15 protein-coding genes, 1 tRNA gene and 2 rRNA genes are annotated in these 19346 nt (G+C 56.2%); 10 read left to right on the top strand and 8 right to left on the bottom strand.

Annotated elements, in window-relative coordinates; all coding sequences use genetic code 11:
• The first annotated feature begins 339 nt into the window (after positions 1-339).
• Both ACLI1T_RS09410 and rrf read left to right on the top strand, forming a co-directional pair.
• Positions 340-3418 (top strand): 23S ribosomal RNA (locus ACLI1T_RS09410).
• A gap of 147 nt (positions 3419-3565) precedes the next feature.
• Positions 3566-3683, top strand: a 5S ribosomal RNA gene (rrf, locus tag ACLI1T_RS09405).
• A 388-nt stretch (positions 3684-4071) separates the two neighbouring features.
• Here rrf and ACLI1T_RS09400 read toward each other — a convergent pair.
• Positions 4072-4395, bottom strand: a complete 324-nt coding sequence (locus ACLI1T_RS09400) for a hypothetical protein (RefSeq protein WP_411702515.1) — start codon at positions 4393-4395, stop codon at positions 4072-4074.
• A gap of 209 nt (positions 4396-4604) precedes the next feature.
• On the opposite strand from ACLI1T_RS09400, the gene ACLI1T_RS09395 reads away from it, so the two are divergent.
• Complete coding sequence (locus ACLI1T_RS09395; protein ID WP_411702514.1) at positions 4605-5333, top strand: ABC transporter ATP-binding protein; 729 nt, start codon at positions 4605-4607, stop codon at positions 5331-5333.
• A complete protein-coding gene (locus tag ACLI1T_RS09390; protein ID WP_411702513.1) occupies positions 5334-7877 on the top strand; it encodes an ABC transporter permease in 2544 nt (847 codons plus the stop codon).
• Here the strand turns inward: ACLI1T_RS09390 and ACLI1T_RS09385 are convergent.
• The 4 genes from ACLI1T_RS09385 to ACLI1T_RS09370 all read right to left on the bottom strand — a co-directional run bounded on the left by ACLI1T_RS09385 (position 7874) and on the right by ACLI1T_RS09370 (position 11916).
• Complete coding sequence (locus tag ACLI1T_RS09385) at positions 7874-10009, bottom strand: bifunctional lysylphosphatidylglycerol flippase/synthetase MprF (RefSeq protein WP_411702512.1); 2136 nt, start codon at positions 10007-10009, stop codon at positions 7874-7876. The two genes, ACLI1T_RS09390 and ACLI1T_RS09385, sit on opposite strands and share 4 nt — an antisense overlap.
• Entirely contained in the window at positions 9996-11195 is a 1200-nt protein-coding gene (locus tag ACLI1T_RS09380; RefSeq protein WP_411702511.1) for an alpha/beta hydrolase, read from the bottom strand. Before ACLI1T_RS09380 ends, ACLI1T_RS09385 begins: the two co-directional genes overlap by 14 nt.
• Positions 11196-11257: 62 nt before the next feature.
• Complete coding sequence (locus ACLI1T_RS09375) at positions 11258-11617, bottom strand: fluoride efflux transporter FluC (RefSeq protein ID WP_411702510.1); 360 nt, start codon at positions 11615-11617, stop codon at positions 11258-11260.
• On the bottom strand, positions 11614-11916 hold the full coding sequence (locus ACLI1T_RS09370; RefSeq protein WP_411702509.1) for a fluoride efflux transporter family protein: 303 nt from the start codon (positions 11914-11916) through the stop codon (positions 11614-11616). Before ACLI1T_RS09370 ends, ACLI1T_RS09375 begins: the two co-directional genes overlap by 4 nt.
• An 85-nt stretch (positions 11917-12001) precedes the next feature.
• On the opposite strand from ACLI1T_RS09370, the gene ACLI1T_RS09365 reads away from it, so the two are divergent.
• The 4 genes from ACLI1T_RS09365 to ACLI1T_RS09350 all read left to right on the top strand — a co-directional run bounded on the left by ACLI1T_RS09365 (position 12002) and on the right by ACLI1T_RS09350 (position 14373).
• Complete coding sequence (locus ACLI1T_RS09365) at positions 12002-12448, top strand: MauE/DoxX family redox-associated membrane protein (RefSeq protein WP_411702508.1); 447 nt, start codon at positions 12002-12004, stop codon at positions 12446-12448.
• A gap of 53 nt (positions 12449-12501) precedes the next feature.
• The gene (locus ACLI1T_RS09360) at positions 12502-13227 is read left to right on the top strand and encodes a DsbA family protein (protein ID WP_411702507.1); all 726 of its coding nucleotides are present in this window, start codon (positions 12502-12504) and stop codon (positions 13225-13227) included.
• Between the two features lie 76 nt (positions 13228-13303).
• Positions 13304-13376: transfer RNA gene (locus ACLI1T_RS09355), tRNA-Ala, on the top strand.
• Between the two features lie 160 nt (positions 13377-13536).
• A complete protein-coding gene (locus ACLI1T_RS09350) occupies positions 13537-14373 on the top strand; it encodes a cutinase family protein (RefSeq protein ID WP_411702506.1) in 837 nt (278 codons plus the stop codon).
• Between the two features lie 61 nt (positions 14374-14434).
• Here ACLI1T_RS09350 and ACLI1T_RS09345 read toward each other — a convergent pair whose 3' ends face one another.
• On the bottom strand, positions 14435-15232 hold the full coding sequence (locus ACLI1T_RS09345) for a GDSL-type esterase/lipase family protein (protein WP_411702505.1): 798 nt from the start codon (positions 15230-15232) through the stop codon (positions 14435-14437).
• A gap of 44 nt (positions 15233-15276) precedes the next feature.
• Positions 15277-16122 (bottom strand): GDSL-type esterase/lipase family protein, encoded by an 846-nt coding sequence (locus tag ACLI1T_RS09340; RefSeq protein WP_411702504.1) that lies wholly within the window; start codon positions 16120-16122, stop codon positions 15277-15279.
• Positions 16123-16292: 170 nt separating this feature from the next.
• Between ACLI1T_RS09340 and ACLI1T_RS09335 the strand changes: the two genes are divergently transcribed.
• A complete protein-coding gene (locus ACLI1T_RS09335) occupies positions 16293-17030 on the top strand; it encodes a fructosamine kinase family protein (protein WP_034659024.1) in 738 nt (245 codons plus the stop codon).
• Here ACLI1T_RS09335 and nadE read toward each other — a convergent pair.
• Positions 17027-17848 (bottom strand): ammonia-dependent NAD(+) synthetase, encoded by an 822-nt coding sequence (nadE, locus tag ACLI1T_RS09330; RefSeq protein ID WP_023023728.1) that lies wholly within the window; start codon positions 17846-17848, stop codon positions 17027-17029. The two genes, ACLI1T_RS09335 and nadE, sit on opposite strands and share 4 nt — an antisense overlap.
• A gap of 27 nt (positions 17849-17875) precedes the next feature.
• Between nadE and ACLI1T_RS09325 the strand changes: the two genes are divergently transcribed.
• The gene (locus ACLI1T_RS09325; RefSeq protein ID WP_023023726.1) at positions 17876-19225 is read left to right on the top strand and encodes a sugar porter family MFS transporter; all 1350 of its coding nucleotides are present in this window, start codon (positions 17876-17878) and stop codon (positions 19223-19225) included.
• The last annotated feature ends 121 nt before the right edge of the window (positions 19226-19346 follow it).

The following is a 19346-nucleotide window of genomic DNA, read 5'->3' as shown; positions in this document are numbered from 1 at the left end:
TTTGTGACATGCGTAAAAGTGTCCATGCATACAAAATTAATGTTGAGTGGTAAGTCGTTGGTGCATTGTTGGGTGTCTGGGGCATTATCCCCTTATTGTGTGCCTGACTGGTTGATGGATGCCATTCATTGTGGTGGTGTTTGTTGTCAGTTGGGGTGTTGTGTGAGAACTGTATAGTGGACGCGAGCATCTGCATGATGCCATCTGCTTGTGTGTGGGTGGTGTTGTGTGTGTGATGTGATTTTTCTTTTTGTTTATTTTGTCAAGTTCACTTGTTGCTGCTGCATGTGGGCTGCGTGACCTTTTTGTTGGTTGTGTGGTTTGTGTGTGGTGGTTGGTGTGTTCGTTATTTAGGGCGCATGGTGGATGCCTTGGCATGCTGAGCCGATGAAGGACGTGTAAGGCTGCGTTAAGCCTCGGGGAGTTGTCAATAAAGCGTTGATCCGAGGATGTCCGAATGGGGAAACCTGGCCCTGGTTATGTGGGGTTACCCTTCAGTGAATTCATAGCTGTTGTGGGGGTTACGCGGGGAAGTGAAACATCTCAGTACCCGTAGGAGGAGAAAATAATAATGATTCTGCTAGTAGTGGCGAACGAACGTGGATGAGGCTAAACCGTGTGCATGTGATACCTGGTAGGGGTTGTGTGTGCGGTGTTGTGGGGCCTAGCTGTGTGTCATCTACCAGTGGCACGCCCTGTGCATTGTTGTTAGGTGAAGTGGTTTGGAATGGCCTGCCGGAGTAGGTGAGAGTCCTGTAGCTGAAGATGATGATGTGGGGGTTGTTGGGTTCCCGAGTAGCAACGGGCTCGTGGAATCTGTTGTGAATCTGCCGGGACCACCCGGTAAGCCTAAATACTCAGTGTGACCGATAGTGGATAGTACCGTGAGGGAATGGTGAAAAGTACCCCGGGAGGGGAGTGAAATAGTTCCTGAAACCATGTGCTTACAATCCGTCAGAGCACTTTTTATTGTGTGATGGCGTGCCTTTTGAAGAATGAGCCTGCGAGTCAGCGGCATGTCGCGAGGTTAACCCGTGTGGGGTAGCCGTAGGGAAACCGAATCCTAATGGGGTGATAAGTGGCATGTCCTGGACCCGAAGCGGGGTGATTTACCCATGGCCAGTGTGAAGCAGCTGTAAGAGGTTGTGGAGGCGCGAACCCACGTAGGTTGAAAACTGCGGGGATGAGCTGTGGGTAGGGGTGAAAGGCCAATCAAACTCCGTGATAGCTGGTTCTCCCCGAAATGCATTTAGGTGCAGCGTCGCATTGAGCTTGGTGGAGGTAGAGCGACTGGTTGGTTGAGCGGGACTACAATCTTAGCAATGTCAGCCAAACTCCGAATGCCATCAATTGTGTTGTGCGGCAGTGAGACTGTGGGGGATAAGCTTCATAGTCGAGAGGGAAACAGCCCAGATCGCCGGTTAAGGCCCCTAAGGGTGTACTAAGTGGAAAAGGATGTGGGATCGCGAAGACAGCCAGGAGGTTGGCTTAGAAGCAGCCATCCTTGAAAGAGTGCGTAATAGCTCACTGGTCGAGTGGTTCTGCGCCGACAATGTAGTGGGGCTCAAGTACACCGCCGAAGCCGCGGCAAGCAATAATTTTTTGTTGTTTGGGTAGGGGAGCGTCGTGCATGGGTGGAAGCGTTACCGTGAGGAGGCGTGGACTGTGTGCGAGTGAGAATGCAGGCATGAGTAACGAATTGTAAGGTGAGAATCCTTACCGCCGGATGACTAAGGGTTCCTGGGTCAAGTTCGTCTTCCCAGGGTGAGTCGGGACCTAAGGCGAGGCCGACAGGCGTAGTCGATGGATAACCAGTTGATATTCTGGTACCCGTACATGTGCGCCCATGATGAAGCACTGATACTAACCACTGCGGATACGCTACCTGTTCACTTTTTTGAGTGTTGGTGGTGTTGATGTCGTGGGGCCTGATGTGTGGTTCAAGTGATGGGGTGACGCAGTGAGGTAGCCGCGCCACTTAGTGGATTGGTGGTGTAAGCGTGCAGATCGTGTGGTAGGTAAATCCGCCGCACAGTGTGGTTGAGGCGTGATGCGTAGACCCAAAAGGGTTGATGGTGGTGATCCTGTACTGTCGAGAAAAGCCTCTAGCGAGTGTGTGTATGGCCCGTACCCTAAACCGACACAGGTGGTCAGGTTGAAGATACTAAGGCGTTCGGGTGAACTGTGGTTAAGGAATTCGGCAAAATGCCCCCGTAACTTCGGGAGAAGGGGGGCCCTGTGATGTGAAGACCCTGTGCGGTTGGAGTGTTGTGGGGTCGCAGAGAATAGAGGGAAGCGACTGTTTATCAAAAACACAGGTCCATGCGAAGACGTTAAGTTGATGTATATGGACTGACGCCTGCCCGGTGCTGGAAGGTTAAGAGGACCGGTTAGTAGTCTTTTGGCTGCGAAGCTGAGAATTTAAGCCCCAGTAAACGGCGGTGGTAACTATAACCATCCTAAGGTAGCGAAATTCCTTGTCGGGTAAGTTCCGACCTGCACGAATGGCGTAACGACTTCTCTGCTGTCTCGACCACAGGCCCGGTGAAATTGCATTACGAGTAAAGATGCTCGTTACGCGCGGCAGGACGAAAAGACCCCGGGACCTTCACTATAGCTTGGTATTGGTGTTTGGTTCGGTTTGTGTAGGATAGGTGGGAGACTGTGAAGCTGTCACGCTAGTGGTGGTGGAGTCGTTGTTGAAATACCACTCTGATCGGATTGAGCATCTAACCTTGGCCCATGATCTGGGTTGGGGACAGTGCCTGGTGGGTAGTTTAACTGGGGCGGTTGCCTCCCAAAATGTAACGGAGGCGCCCAAAGGTTCCCTCAGCCTGGTTGGCAATCAGGTGGTGAGTGTAAGTGCACAAGGGAGCTTGACTGTGAGACAGACATGTCGAGCAGGGACGAAAGTCGGGACTAGTGATCCGGCACCTACTTGTGGATGTGGTGTCGCTCAACGGATAAAAGGTACCCCGGGGATAACAGGCTGATCTTCCCCAAGAGTCCATATCGACGGGATGGTTTGGCACCTCGATGTCGGCTCGTCGCATCCTGGGGCTGGAGTAGGTCCCAAGGGTTGGGCTGTTCGCCCATTAAAGCGGCACGCGAGCTGGGTTCAGAACGTCGTGAGACAGTTCGGTCTCTATCCGCCGCGCGCGTTGAAACTTGAAGAAGGCTGTCCCTAGTACGAGAGGACCGGGACGGACGTACCTCTAGTGTGCCAGTTATCCCGCCAGGGGTAGTGCTGGTTGGCTACGTACGGAAGGGATAACCGCTGAAAGCATCTAAGCGGGAAGCCTGTTTTAAGATGAGGTTTCTTTTGAGGTCCCCTAAAGACTATGGGGTAGATAGGCCAGACTTGGAAGCACTGTAAGGTGTGAAGGCTACTGGTACTAATTGACCAAAACAAACACACCACAACAACCCAAACATTGTTTGGTTATGTTGGGTGGACTTGTGAAGCGAGTAAACAAATAAATGAACACATTCTTGTGTGTCGCGTCCACTATGCAGTATCTGACACAACACCACACGCAGTGGTGGGTAGTGTTCTGATAGGTTTGTCGGTGGTTCATAGCTACAGGGAAACGCCCGGTCCCATTCCGAACCCGGAAGCTAAGCCTGTACACGCTGATGGTACTGCAACCGGGAGGTTGTGGGAGAGTAAGTCACCGCCGACACCAAACAACAAAACAATAATTACATACGGTGTTGATGATGGTCCCCAATAAGAGACCACCACCCCAGAACATGGTTTCGGGATGGTGTGGTTTCTTGTGGGGACCATCAACGTTTTCACACGGGGCTAACCCCCGATGCGTCTACTTTCCCGGGGGTCGGGCCTATCACCCGTCGCGCTCACTGTGGTAGAAAAACCAGAAACCCCGCCGTCCGCGGTGAGCGCGAAGGGCGGGGAAAAATCGGGGTAGCCAGTACGTGTCGTTGAGATACTCCACGGCATTAGCTGAATCCGGAATTCGGCCAAGTGCAGGAATAGTCGGTTATCCCTATGACGCGGAACTAAATCCAAGACGCTTCAGACAGCATTTTGCATGAGAGCCGACAAATCTATCGTTTGTACGGCTGTTTTTTGAGTATTGAATATTCTCCGGACATGAGATCTATTATTCCTGAGTTGATTGCGATGATTCCTATCCAAGACCCTGTTATATAGATGAAAAGTGTGCCGAGGAGTATGGCGAAGCAGCTAACTGCCTTTAGCTGTTTCGTTCTTCTGTCATTGGATTCGTCAGGCTGGTAGATCCGGGCAACCATGAGATCAACGGCGGCAACGGCTAGCAAAAAATACGAAATTTTTGTGTAACCGAATAAAGCAAAGACTCCTGAAACCACAAGCACGGCAATCCCTGCAAAGCCAATAAAACGGCTCATGAGAAAACACTCCATAACATGGCTTAATGGTAAACGTCTCCTTAATTCTATACGAAAGGTGAGGGGGCAGGTCTCTTAGAAAGAAACACGAATCTTCCCACACCATCACACCGCTGCGTGTAAATCAGCCTATGGGGTGATGGGATGCTGCGAATACTCGGGTTACTATGGATAAAGGTAATTTCCCATGTACAAGGAGAACACGCTTTATGAATGATGCCGCGGCGCGCGCCGTTGACTTGTTTAAGCAATACGGAAGCGATGATACGGCGGTTATCGCCCTTGATCACGTTTCCATTGAGTTTGGAAAGAACCAATTCACGGCCATTATGGGCCCATCAGGCTCGGGCAAGTCTACGTTGATGCACACGATGGCAGGGTTGGACTCTGCTAGCTCTGGTTCGGCGTTTATCGGTGATACCGATATGTCGCACCTCAATGACAAGGAAATTACGGCGTTGCGTCGTGACCGCCTGGGATTTATTTTCCAGTCCTTCAACTTGGTCCCTACCTTGACGGCGGCGGAGAACATCACGCTGCCGACTGACATTGCGGGAAAGGATGTCGACAAGCAATGGTTTGAAGAAGTCACCCGCCGTTTGGGCCTAACGGAGCGTTTGGAGCATCGACCGGCGGAACTATCTGGTGGTCAGCAGCAGCGTGTAGCCTGTGCTCGAGCTTTAGTTTCGCGGCCGGAAATTATTTTCGGCGACGAGCCTACGGGTAACTTGGACTCCAATTCTTCGGCCGAGGTCCTGGATATTCTACGAACTGCGGTGGATCAGGATAATCAGACCGTGGTCATTGTGACGCATGATGCCAAGGCGGCGTCTTATGCCGATCGCGTTGTTTTCCTTGCTGATGGCAAGCTCGTTAACGAACTGCAAGATCCGACGATGGAGGCCATTCACAATGTAATGGCAGAGATTGAGGGTTAAATGGCACGCGGAAACGCAATGCGCAGGGTATCCGTGCGCAATATCATGGCGCATAAGTTGCGCCTTGGGCTGACAATTTTGGCGGTGGTTTTGGGCACCGCCTTTATTGCTGGCTCTTTCATGTTCACTAATTCATTGAAGGCCACTTTCGATTCCGCGGTGGATAACCAATTTCGCGGCGTAGACGCAGTGGTCAGTGAGAATGATGATAGTGAACAGAAGCTGGATGAAGGGCTGCGACAACAGCTGCTTGATGATCCTGAGGTTAAAAACATCAACGTCGCTGACTCGCAGACCGTGGTTGTTGCCGATGAAAATTCGGAAGCTTTCCAAACCCAAAGCGGTACTTCTAGCCTCGTGCCGTATTATCCCGCGGATAAAACCGTCGGTGGCGCTAGTGAGCTCATCGAAGGCGATGAGCCAAAAGCCATAGATGAGGTAGCGATCAATTCTTCTGCTGCGGAGAAATACGACATTTCCGTTGGCCAGAAGATTCTGGTGGTGCATCCGGATAGTCAGGATGAGGTTAGGGTCACGGGCATCGTGGAACCGCCGGTGGAGCAGGGCGATAACATCGAGCTGCGCATGGACGAGGCGAATTACCTAGAGCGCTTTGGTGACCCCTCCCAGCTGAAGGTCTCTGCTGCTGATGGCGTGGATGCGAATGCGCTTGTTGATGACCTCAATAACAAGTTCGACATCAAAGCCGAATCGGGCGAGTATCTAGCAGAACAGACCAGTGAGGCCATGACTGAGGCATTGAAGTTTGTGAACTACTTCCTCGTTGCCTTTGGTCTAATCGCCTTGTTGGTGGGCACCTTTATTATTGCCAATACGTTTTCCATGATCGTGGCCCAGCGCATCAAGGAGTTTGCTCTTTTGCGTGCTTTGGGCGCTTCGCGTCGCCAGATCACCAATTCCGTTGTGGTGGAATCCGTCATCGTTGGCGTGCTGGGCTCCATCGTCGGTGTTCTTGCCGGCGTGGGATTGGTCGCCGTAATCAAGGCGATTATGGGCGCCAATGGAATGGACATCGGCGGTGGCTTGGGCTTGAGCGTTTCGGCCGTGGTGGTCCCCATTATTTTGGGCACGATTGTCACCGTGGTCTCCGCGTGGGCTCCGGCACGGCGCGCGGGTGCTGTGGAACCGGTTGAGGCGATGCGCACGACGGAGTCGGCCTCCGGCTCTTCGTTGAAGGTGCGCACGATCTTCGGTGCGATCATCATGATTGGCGGCATTATTGCGGCGTTTGCAGGCGTGCTTAGCGATGCCGAAACGAACGTCCGCGCCATTCTCGTCGGCCTCGGCGCCGTCGGAGTGATTATCGGTTTCTTCCTGGCTGGGCCCGCGCTGTCTTTGCCGCTGGTGCCAACGCTGGGCAAGGCAATTGGCGCGCCCTTCGGGTCCATCGGCAAGCTGGCTGCTACCAACTCGCGGCGTAACCCGCGCCGCACCGCCGCCACGGCCTTTGCCCTGACCCTGGGCGTGGCGTTGGTAACGAGCATCGGCATGCTGGGGCAGACGATGAAGGCTTCCATTTCGGATACGGTGGACCAAACTATTACGTCGGACTATATTTTGTCCGGTCCAAGCTCCGGAAACTTCCCGACGCCGAAGGAAACCGGTGCGCGTGCCGCAGAGGCAGACGGTGTGGATAAGGTCGTTACCGTCGGATCGGCGCCGGTCGCCGTGGATGGTCAGGCCTCCTTGGATTTTGGCACTGGCGGTTTGTTCACTGTGACGGTGGATGCTGATCCCACCTCGATGCTGGCGATGAACATGGTGGAAGGCGATGCCAATATTGAAGGTGGCTTTGCCGCTACGGAAGACTTCGCCAAAGAAAATGGCTGGAAGGTAGGAGAGACCTACGAGGTCACCGGAAGCGAGCCAGGCAAGACTGCGGAAGCGAAACTGGTCGGTACCTTTGAGCCCATCGAGACCATTCAAAATATGGTGGTTTCGCAGGACGTGGCAGAACAGGTGGCCGCTGACAGAGATTTCTCCGTGCAGATGGTGGGTGTGTTAGGCCAAGAAGGCTACGACAAGGAAGAGCTGCGCCAGAACCTCGAGGATGCCGTCAAGGATCTCGTAGTGGTGCAAGTCAATACCGGCAAGGAATATGCGGGTCAGGCCGCTGGATTTATCGACCAGATGCTGGCCATTCTCTACGGTCTTCTCGCACTAGCCGTGATCATCGCGGTGCTTGGCATTGTCAATACCTTGACCTTGGGGGTTATCGAGCGCCGCCAGGAGATCGGCATGTTGCGTGCGGTGGGTACGCAGCGCCGCCAAATCCGCAGGATGATCACGCTGGAGTCGGTCCAGATTTCGCTTTTCGGCGCGATCATGGGCATTCTCATTGGTCTCGGCTTGGGCTGGTCCTTCATTGAGATCTTGAATGATCAGGGCCTTGGCGGCGCCGAGGTTCCGTGGGGCATGTTGGTAATCATGCTGCTGGGATCCGCAGTGGTGGGCATCATTGCAGCGGTATGGCCATCGCAACGCGCGGCAAAGACACCGCCGCTGGAGGCCATTGCGGATTAATGCTTAGACATCCAGACCTTGACCGCATCCGTGGTCTTGAGGTCTGGAAGGTAGGCATGCATCGTCGCTAGACCAATATTAGGAAGTTTCAGCTCGTCGTCGTAGCACAGGAACCATGGGTGCACTTCGGGCTGGAACTTCTTTTTGCTTGCCGCCAGGCTGTGGAATCCGTAGAAGGGCTCGACCTCTTTGCCTAGGCGCTGCAAGAGATTATCGAGCCAGGAGGGCGACGGTGCTTGCCCGGCCAGAGGGGCGCCGGATAAGGAGATCCAGGTACAGCCTTCGGCGTTTGCGATGAGCAGGGCTTCTGAGATGAGCAGTTCCATAACTCCCTTGAAACCGTGCTCGTTGCGGCGCATGACGTCGAGGGTATAGCCCGCGATGGAGCCGTTTTCGAAGACGGGCATCCAGCTGGTGACGCCGTGGAGGGTGCCGTCCTGGGCTTCGGCAAGCAGCAGGCGAGTGCCGAGGACTTTCATTTCTTCTAGCCCGCCGAGGGTAAATCCCATTTCGGGCAGCGCCTTTTCTGCTACCCATTCCTCGCTGAGCGCGGTGATCTTGGCGATGGTGGTCAGGTCGAGTTCAGCCCAACTGGTCCAGCGGGTGCGAATTCCTTCCTTGGTTGCTTTATTGCGGGCGGTGCGCACGTTCTGGAATTTCTTTCCCTTGAACTCTGTGCGGCAGGGCAAGACGGCCTCTTCGGCAACGTGGACGCGCTTGAGCTCCGGGTGGGCGGCGGCGAAGTCCGCGTTGACGGAATACCAGGCCACGGCCCAGCCTTGGTGGGCGGCGAAGGCTGCGAATTCGGCGCTGATATCGCTGCCCACGGGCGTGCCTAGGGTGAGGGCGACACCGTTGGAGACGCGGTAAGCCACAAAGGAATCGCCGTGGAAAAAGTAGCGATTGGATTTCCACAGCGTCATAAAGGAAAGGTGGTCGCCGGTGCCGGATTCAAGCAGGCGGCGCGCGGTGCGGAGATCTGCCTCATTCGTTGGATCGGTGGGCCGGGAGAAACCGCGATAGAGGCGGAAGGCCACGAAGAACCAAAAGGCGTTTCCTATCCACTCGTAAAGGAACCAGGCGAGGGAGGACGTGGGGATTACGTGGTGGGGAAGTATCAGGGCCACCACGGTGGGCAGGAAGCGCAACGGGGTTTCAGCGAGCACGTTCGGCAGCGGGGCGTGCAGCTGCGCGATGAGAATCCAGAGCACCGATCCACATGCGGCGATGCCAGCGCTTAACAGAGCGGTGTGCAGGAGATAGGCCCGGTTTTCGTGGGTGGGAAACAGCCGCCGGTTAATGAGCAGGATTGCGAGCACGCTAAGCCAAGGCAACGTGACAGGGATGAGCTCGGGGAGGAAAGAAAGCCTATAGGCAAGCAGGGCAAGGGCCGCTACCTGCGATAAGACCGCGAGCCTCCAGGCGGTGATGCGCCCGCGCACGAGGCCGAAGCAAAAGACGAGCTGCAAGATGAGCGGTAACAGGTTGGCTATCACGGGCCCGATCCCGCGGCTATCTTGCCAGAGCAGGCGCGTGACATCGGAAAATGGGCCTTGCGCCAACGGATCCAGAGCGATGAAGGCGGGGCCTATCGCAACGCAGGCGACGCAGACGGCGATGAGCACGCGCTGTTCGCGCACGGTCGGCGTACCGGGCGCGGGTTTGGCGAGCAGCTGGCCGGCGGCGATGGATAGGGCGGCGGTGGTGATACCGAGGACATCGGAAAGCGCGCCCGCGTACAGCACGTACGTGGCGGTCAGGGAAAGAATGGAGATTCGGAGGCGGCGGCGCCACAGGCGAGGCATGAACGCGGAGGCGAACCCGGCCGCGCCTACGATGAATCCAATCGGGCTGAGGAAGTCGGTGCTATTGGGCCAGTGCTTGGCGATGCCCAGCGTTATCGGCACTCCAATCGCCGTCGCCGCCAGCCCGGTGGTGAGGGTATAGGTGGAACCGAGGAGCCACTCGGCCGGGGCAAGCCAGGTGGCGATGAGCAAGGTAATGATGATGGAAGCACCCGGGTGAGCGGTGGTGAGCGCAAGCCACGGTTTGAGGGGAAAATCGACGAGGTGTAGCGACCACATGATGGCCAGCAGAGCGATGGAAACGGGAAGCTTTTTAAGAATGGACATTGTTAATCCCATCGAACGGATCTGTTTCTACCTTGATGCCGCCGCGGGCAGCGGCCCAAGCGAAGGATTCGCGTAGCGCGGGGCGCCAGACCTGGAAGGAGTGCCCACCCGGCCGCGTGCCGTAATAGGTTTTCATTCCGGCTGCCCGAGCTTTATCTGATAGCGAGCGCAGGGCGTTGACGGATGCGGCATCGTCATCACCGGCGATGAAGATGGCCTGAAGGTTGTCGTAGCGGTTGCGCTCCAAGAGGTAGGCGGGGTCTTGGTTGTTATAGGCGGATTCATCGCCGTGGAAAAACTTATTAACGGTGGCGGAATGGCTGCCAATGGTCGGCTCGGCCTCGCCGGAGATATCAATAACGGAGCCGTAGGCATTCGGATGGGTGGTAGCTATTTGCAGCGCGCAGGTGCCGCCGTAACTTAGCCCGCCGATGGTCCAGGTGTGCTGATCGTTGTTGACTTGGAACTTTGACTTTATATCTTTGGAAACATCGCGGGTGAGGTAGGTCATGACTTGGGCGACATCGCTATCGGCGCAGATGGGGTTCGCGGTCTCGGAACCGGTGGCATCGACGGCGATGACGATGGGGCTGCGCCCGCCATTGGCCGCTTGGAATTGATCGGCGGTTTCGTCCGCTTCGCCCGAACCAAACCATTGATCCGGTCCGCCGGGGGTGCCGTGGAGAAGGACCAGAACTGGGAGGTTGTGATTCGTCCAGTATGCGGGCGGGATATACGCGGTGGCGGTGCGCGCGGAGAAGTGGGACGTTGCGCCGGGCAGATCGACGTGGACGAGGGCGGCGCCGGAATGGGTGGTGGTGAACTCGTCATAGTCCATTTCCTTCGCCACAGGGCGCGGGTCGAGGGAGCCGACGTCTGGATAGGTTTGATATTCCATATTGACTAGCCCGACGGTGGCCAAGAAGGAAAAGATTCCCACCACGACCGTGATCACCTTGGGCCTGCGGAGGAGTGCGGCCAGGGGAACCACCGCGGCTAGATAGATGTGCCAGGGTACTTCCCAGCGCCGGAGGAAGAACCACGCAATGGCGCAGAGGACTAGGGCGAAAAGTATCGGCCAGATTTTCTTTTGGGTGATAACAACGATCGCCGCTACCGCGAGGATGAGGAGGAATATGACGCCGTTGACGGGCTCGGCCAATGGCAGGTTCATAAAGAAGTTCACACAGAGAAATCGTAGGCCTGCGCTGGTCCAATCTAGCTAGGAGCGAGCTGGGAATTGCGTACCTAGATCCCGTGATAGATAAGTCCAGCCCACATCACCCCGCGCCAAGCCAAGACCACTCCGATCCCGATAGTCCAGAAGAGGTATTTGCACAGCGGCCACCAGTGCCGCTGCTTAACCATTTCCCCCAGCTCTTTCGCCATGGTGGACCAAGTGGAAAGGCCACCGGCGAGGCCGAGGGCGAAGAGGGGATGGGCAAAGGGGGCATCGGCAAGCTGGGAAAAGCCCACCGCCAGGCCAAAGACCAAGGAGCCCAGGATATTGGATACGAACGTGCAATACGGCGAGGGGAGCAGGCGGGTAAAACCGTAGCGCGCCGCGCCGCCGAGAAAGCCGCCGATAAGCACGAAGAGCAGGTTCATCGCAGCTTATCCCCAGCTAGATAGGCGGCGGTGCAGCCCACGAGCGTGGCCGCGACATAGGCCAGGGCGATGCTCCAGTGGGACTCCGCGGTGAAGAAAGCAAAGCCAGCGAAGCTGGTAAAACCGCCCAAGAATCCGGTGCCCCAGAATGGCCCCGGGCGGGTATACCCCATCAGCGCGCTGCCGACGATGTTGAGTATGAGCAGCGGGATCAGCCCGCCGCCGAGCGCGATGGTTAAGTGATAGCGGACACCGGCGCCGAGCGCGGCACCGGACCCGACGATGAGGGAGTGCGGCATGGGTTACATCATAGTGGGCGAAGTCTCAGGAAAAGCACAGGGCATTGTGTCTGAAAAGGGGAGGTTAAACGCTAAACTAATCGGCGTGGATAAGACGTTTGATGTGGTGAGCTTTATTGCTCGCTTTGGCATGGCCGCGGTGTGGATTATCGCCGGCGTAGAGAAGATGGCGCACCCGCTGGATACCATGCAATCCATCATGGCTTATGAGATTTTCACGCCTGAGTGGTCTGGGTATTTGGCCCAGCTCATTGGTCCGCTGGAGCTGGTGGGCGGAATGCTGCTTCTGCTGGGGATTTTCCTGCGTGAGTCCTCCAAGGTTGCGACCGTGGTCATGGTGCTTTTCATGGTCGGCATTCTCCAGGCATGGCTGCGTGGGTTGGACATCGATTGTGGTTGCTTTGGTGCCGCTGACGCTAATGCGGAGCCAGGCATGAACTATGGGCTGACGTTGCTTCGCGATGCCGCCTTCCTCTTCCTCACCGCATGGACCATCAAACGCCCGTTCACGAAATTTGCGCTCCACCCATAGCGGTGGGCACAGTAGGTTGCAAGAGTCCGAAAGTATCGACAGGCAAGGTTTAAATGAGCAAAGTAAGTGACCCAAATGCCAAGTCTGGCAATGGTTTCATCTGGGGCGTCGGCGTCCTCCTCGTCATCATCGCTGTGGTCATTGGCTACATCGTGTGGAACGGCAAACAGGCCAATGAAATCGAGGTGCAAGACGTCAACATGTCCATGGACTTTAAAGATAACGCAATTACCCTGAAGTCCGATGCGGCCGATGACGATACTCCAGAAGTAGATCTGTACGAAGACTTCTCCTGCCCCCACTGCGCGGATCTGGCGAAAAACACCGATGAGGACATGTTGCAGGCGATTGAGGACGGCAAGCTGATTGTTCACGTACGCACGTTGAACTTCCTGGACGGCCAGGATGTCGAAAACGAGGACGGTTACTCCACCAAGGCCGCTGCAGCCATGTCAGAACTGGCTAAGTCCGGTGATGTGAAGACCTACTGGAATCTGCGCGACTACATGATGCAGAACCAGCAGAGCGTTGCCACCCAGTGGGACACCGAGGACATTGCTGACCAAGCCAAGGAACTCGGTGCTGAAGATGACGTGGTTGATTCCATCAAGAACGTGGATATCAAGCAGGGAAATAAGGTGGCCAAGGCCAATTATGACAAGTTGAATAAGGAAACCGGCTCCGTTTCCTCGCCGCGCGTTGTCCAAAACGGCAAGGATATTCCGGATAAAGATTCTGGTCAGTCTTTGAATGACTGGGTAGACGTCGCCACCAAGTAGCAGGCGATTTGGTGAGTTAAATACTTGCCATGTATATTCATACGAGTTGCGGCCCACAGGGTTGCACCTCGTATATGGGGCTATGGCGCAGCTGGTAGCGCACCACACTGGCAGTGTGGGGGTCACGGGTTCGAATCCCGTTAGCTCCACAATGTAGTGTCCCGAGGCACCGTTAAAGAACGGTGGCTCGGGATTTTTTATGCGAAAACACGTCTGGTCTACAGTGCATTGAGGTGTCGCCTGTTAACTAAGAATCATGTAATGTAACCCGTGTCAACTGACGGGACCTTTTTTAAAATAGGAAATTATATGAATTCTACGGTGAAAGCTGCGGCGGCCGGTGCTATCTCTGCAGCCGCACTTGCGCTTTCTGCTCCCGCCGCCACTGGTGCGATGCCGGGGAACCCAATGTCCGCTCCGACGTGCGCTAACCAGCAGGTCGTCTTTGTTCCTGGCGGAGCGAATACTATTCCGTCAGCACCTTCGGATGTTCCGCACGGTCTAATTACCGGACAGATGGGCGTAAAGCTCGGACTCCAGCCGGATACGAACGCCACCTTTGTGGGCTACCAAGCCTTCCCATTTGCTGTGTCGAAATATTCTGACTCTTCTAACGAAGGGTATAACCGCACGGCAGCTAAGATTCAACAAATCCAGAATGACTGCCCGAATAGCAAGATTTCCTTGGTCGGCTATTCCGAGGGAGCAGATATTTCCGCACGCATCATCAACGATGCGGCGCACGGGCGCGGACCACTTGATAAGGATAGGTTTGCATCTGCAGCCCTCTATGCCAACCCGTACCAGGGCGGTAATGATGCTGCGCAGTATCACGATGACATGGCCAACGCGACTGGCGCGCTAGGCCACCTCGACGGTGGGTACGGCGAACTGGGGGCTGATGTGCTTGAGGTTTGCAACCCGCAGGATATTATTTGTAACTACCCAAAGGAATACCTGGGATTTGTATCCCCGTCCATGGAGGTGGATGCGGCGCACGGCAAGCTGCCTTTGCAGCAGATCGTGGGTGAGGCCTCTCAGCATGGTCCAATGGATAATATAAACTTGCTACGCGGACAACTTGCCCATATGCAGTACGGTGGGGCGGAATTTCAGGCAGGTATCGATTGGATCAATAACCACTAACCAGAAAACTCATAAAAATATCCCGCATAGTTTAAAACTATGCGGGATATTTTCTTTCTACTTACTGCAGAGCGTGGCCGATAAACTGGCCATAAGCTGCGGTGCCGTGGGCATTAAGGTGCAGTGGTAGGTTGCCGGGAGCTGGTGGTACTGGGTCAACGAGGTTAACCCACCAGCGGTCTGGCGAGCACATGTCATGTCCTTCAGACATGGGCTGTGCATCTAAGAAGGTTGCGCCGTTTTGCTCGGACACTTCGCGCAGGGTGTTTTGGAGGCGCTGTTCTGTGTCAGAGACGGCTGCGATGGGTAGGGGAATGATCGAAGAGGTCAGGCAAGTGGAGTTGCCGCGGGTCACGTGCGGGTAACCTACGACAGTCACCTTGGCATTCGGTGCGTGCTGGTGGGCTACATCGAGTGCGCTGCGGAGACCACCGCGAATCGCGCGGTCGGAGGCTGCGATATCCGTTTTGTGGGGGTAGGTGTCATTAGCGCCGGCAACGATAACGACATTTTTGGTCTCGTGGTTAAGGTTGCCGTCTTCTGCTGCCTTGCGGAGAGAGTTATCGACGTGAACGCCTCCAGTGGCTAAAGAAGCACCTGCGCATTGGTACTGGTCAACGTGTGCACCGGAAACATTGCTCATCTCAGTGGCAATGGCATTATCGGTAACGCAGCCCACTCCGGTATTAGCCGTTTTATGCGCCTTGTTCAGCGCATGGTCAGCGACGGTTGGGTTGGCTACAATACTGTCACCAACGAGAACGGTGTTTCCTGGGACTGCAGCTGTGGCAACGGTGCTCGTGCCCACAAGCGCTGTGATGAAAGCAGCAGCCGCGGCGAGCTTATTAATACGCTTCACGTTTCCTCCGAGATTTAGTTCCTTGGAATAGGGGAAATGGGGGCCTAGCTCCTTAGGCCATTCGTAATAATACCTGCCATTCCTGTGTGTCCAACATCAGTCGGGTGCATTGGCATCACGGAAGGGGCCGTCGGGGTCTGAGCAATGACTGCCCACCGGTGGTTGGTGTCCGGCTGGCAAGGATCGTGCGTTTTTGCTTGGTTGTGAAGATCGATGAAGTTCACGCCAAGGGAGCCTGCGGCACGTCCGATTTCGCGGTTGAACTCTTCTTCTGCGCGAGTAACACCTGGGATGGACAGTGGCAGCTGCATCCGGTCGTCATTGACCACACAGAGGGTGTCATTAACCGTCATTGGAACGTAGTTGACCATCGTGATGCGTGCATTCGGGGCCACGGATCGAATTTTATTGAATTGTGCGTTCAGCAATCCGCGGTAGCTCGAGCCCTTAGGGATATTTGGGGCGGTGGCGTTAGCCAGTGCATCGATATAGGTGCCAGGCTGCAGGCCGCCATACATGAAGGTGACTTCCTTCGTATCGGGGCCAATATTCCCAGAGCGGACTGCGTGTTCGACGAAGGCAGCTACCCAATAACTGGTGCCGTTGCACGTGTAGTCCGCAAGGCTGTGACTGAGATTCCGGGCAGTTTGGTGTGCCCAGTTGTGCTTGTCGTTACTGCACGTGTTCGGTAGGGGAGTAGAGGCGGAGAAAGGGCTGACCGCTGCGCGATCCCCAGGGGCGCCGCCGTTAGCGGAGAAAGAGTCGCCGAAAGTGACCATTTCCTTGCCGTGGGGTTCTGCTGCGTTGGCAGACTGGGCCATCGTCAAGGCAGCACCAAGCGCGAGGAGACCACCGACGAACTTTCTCTTAATGCCGTTAATTCCGACCATAGTTATCCTTTTCAATTCGAGAGAGAGAATTTACCATTCGGTAAATTATTTATGTACAGCATCTTAATTCGCAGTGGGCCAATTAACTAACTGAAAAACTTTGTCAATTAAAGTGCGAGGCATGTAATTCTAAGTTTTCCGGCCCAACCTGGTGTGCTACCGAAGTAGTTATGCTGGTCAATATGCAGACCTTTGCTAAGCAAGTACGCGATAAAGACCAAGCTGGTGCTGAGGCTGCCGGCCTCCGGTGGTTGGGTGAAGCCACTGATGCGGTAGCCACAGTAATCAGCGCCGACGACAAGGAAATCGTTACAGAACGCATCAACGAGGTAGCGCCCACTGCAGAGGCCGCGCGAAAATTTGGTGCGGAGCTCGCGCGCGTGCACCGTGCTGGGGCACCGGCTTTTGGCAGCGCGCCGGAGGGGTGGGAAGGAAGAAACTTCATCGGCACCATTGAACAGGAGTGCACGCCCACCGATAACTGGGGTGAATTCTATGCCCAGCAGCGCGTGCTGCCGTTTGCGGAGCCGGCCGGAATCAGTACTGCGCAAAGGGACTTGGTTAAGCGGGCTTGCGATGCGATTGCCGCCCGCAGCTGGGATGTGGCGCCTGCGCGCATCCACGGTGACCTGTGGGCGGGCAACCTGCTTTTCGATGCCCAGGGTGGCATCATGATCGATCCCGCAGCTCACGGCGGGCATCCGCACACTGATTTGGGCATGTTGGCGCTATTCGGCGCGCCCTATGTAGAGGAAATCTTCCGCGGCTATGGGGCGCCGAAAGATATTGAAACCTGGATTCCCATGCATCAACTGCACCCACTAGCTGTGCACGCGCTGACCCACGGCTCGGCCTATAACCGGCCGCTGGAGCGCGCGGCACTCGCCACGCTAGAGGCGCTGGCTTAGGCGGTTGGCCCTTGCGGCATCTGGCGCTTGTGGATGCCGCGGTGCCACAGGGTCTCGATGCGCTCGCGGGTGGCATCGGGAACCGCCTTGCCCTCTAAGTAGTCATCGATGTGGGCGTAGGTGACGCCGAGCGCCTCTTCATCGGGAAGCTGCGGCTTATCGTCTTCCAAATCCGCGGTGGGGACCTTGGACCACGTGGACTCTGGCGCACCTAAGTGCTTGAGCAATGCCGCGCCTTGGCGCTTATTTAGCCCGGCCAGGGGGAGTAGGTCTGCCGCGCCATCGCCCCACTTGGTGTAGAACGCGGTGACGTTTTCCGCTGCGTGATCCGTGCCCACAACCAGCGCGCCCACCTCGCCGGCGATGGCATATTGCGCGGTCATGCGCAGGCGCGCCTTGGCATTGCCGCGATTGAAATCGTTCAAGGAATCCTGGTTCACCGCACGGGCGACCTCGTGGCTCAGCGCTGCGGTGGCCGGTTGAATATCAACGGTGAGCCGGTGATCGGGGCGGATGAAATCGAGGGCGATCTGGGCATCGTCCTCATCCGCCTGCGTGCCGTGGGGCAGGCGCACGGCCCAAAATTCGGCGCCTTCTACCCGCTCTACTGCCAGCTGGGTGAGCTTTCCCGCCAGGGTGGAATCCTGGCCGCCGGAAATGCCCAGCACGTAGCCTTTGGCATGGGTCGTTTCCAAGTATTCCACGAGGAAATCTACGCGGCGGGCAATTTCCTCTTCTGGATCGATAAAGGGGCGTACATCCAGCTGTTTTATGATGGATTGTTGCAAGTTTTCGGCATCGGGTGACATGACGTTCATCGTAGTCTCCTGACACAATTGCGTGCTGTGAATAAAGAAAGTTATGTCAAGGTAGTTGCAGCAATTGCCGCCCTTGGCGGTTTATTATTTGGTTATGACACCGGCGTGATGTCCGGTGCTTTGCTGTATATCACCCCGGAATTTAATATGACAGCCCACCAAGAGGGGTGGGTAACCTCCATGCTGCTGGTGGGTGCCGCAGTGGGTGCTTTGACCGCAGGCCGCATTGCGGACCGGTTTGGCCGCCGCTTTACGCTGATCGCCGGCGGCATCATCTTTGTTTTGGGCTCCATCTGGTGTGCGCTGGCGGGGTCGGTGACCATGCTGGCCACGGCCCGTACCTTCCTAGGCTTTGCCGTTGGTGCGGTATCCATTGTTTCGCCCATGTATATCTCAGAGATGGTGCCGGCCAAGATCCGCGGGCGTATGGTCTCCCTGAATACCCTGTTGATCGTGGTAGGCCAGTTGTTGGCTTACTTGGTCAACTCGGCCCTCGCGCCCACGGAAAGTTGGGAATGGATGCTGGGGCTTGCGGCCGTACCGGGCGCGGCCCTCGCCGTGGGCATGCTCTTCTTGCCAGAGACCCCAGTCTGGCTTGCCACGCACAATAAGATGTCGCGGGCCCGTGAGGTCGCAGGCCGCGCCGGGATGGACCTGGCGGAGCTTACCTCCCAGGAAACGGCGCGCCGCTCCAGCGGCTCCGAGTGGAAGGCGCTGAAGGCCAATCGCTGGATGCAGGTGACGGTATTGCTCGCCATGCTGATGGGCCTGACCCAGCAGATCACCGGCGTTAATGCCATCGTCTACTTCGCTCCCACCATGATGAGCCAGGTTGGCATTTCTACCACCAACTCGGTCTATACCTCGATTGTCATTGGCGTGGTATCCGTTATCGCCTGTTGGGTGGGCCTCAAGGTGGTCGACCGCATCGGCCGCAAGCGCCTGCTGCTCATCGGCCTGACCGGCAACGTGATTTCGCTATTCATCTTGTCCGTGGCGTACTCGCACGCCGCCGATTCCACCACGATGGCGATGGTCTCGCTGGTATTTATGGCCTCGTTTATTGCCTTCCAGCAAGCGGCGGTCTCGCCGACGACCTGGTTGCTCATCTCGGAGCTCGTGCCCCTGCAGGTACGCGGCTTGGGCATGGGCATCGCCGGGCTCTCGCTGTGGGCCACCAACTGGGCCGTGGCCCAGTACTTCCTGCCGCTGGTGGAGTGGCTCACCGGCCCGGTGGCCTTTGGCGTCTTCGGCGTACTGGGGCTCATAGCCATCGGCTACACCCGCATTTTGGTGCCAGAGACTATGGGACGTAGCCTGGATGAGGTAGGCGAGGAGATGAAAACCCGTTACTCACGGGAATCCGCACCCCATTAAGCCCTAGTGTTTTGGTCTTAATGGCCGCGTGAGGTAAAATTATTCCTCGTGTCATGGCTGGGGATTCCCAGTCCGTGCTTTATTTACTCAACCGCATGTAGATTGCGCATAACGAAAGGAG

It is taken from the genome of Corynebacterium tuingiense (assembly GCF_046718165.1).
Taxonomy (GTDB): domain Bacteria; phylum Actinomycetota; class Actinomycetes; order Mycobacteriales; family Mycobacteriaceae; genus Corynebacterium.
This window is presented reverse-complemented; position numbering and strand designations above follow the sequence as displayed.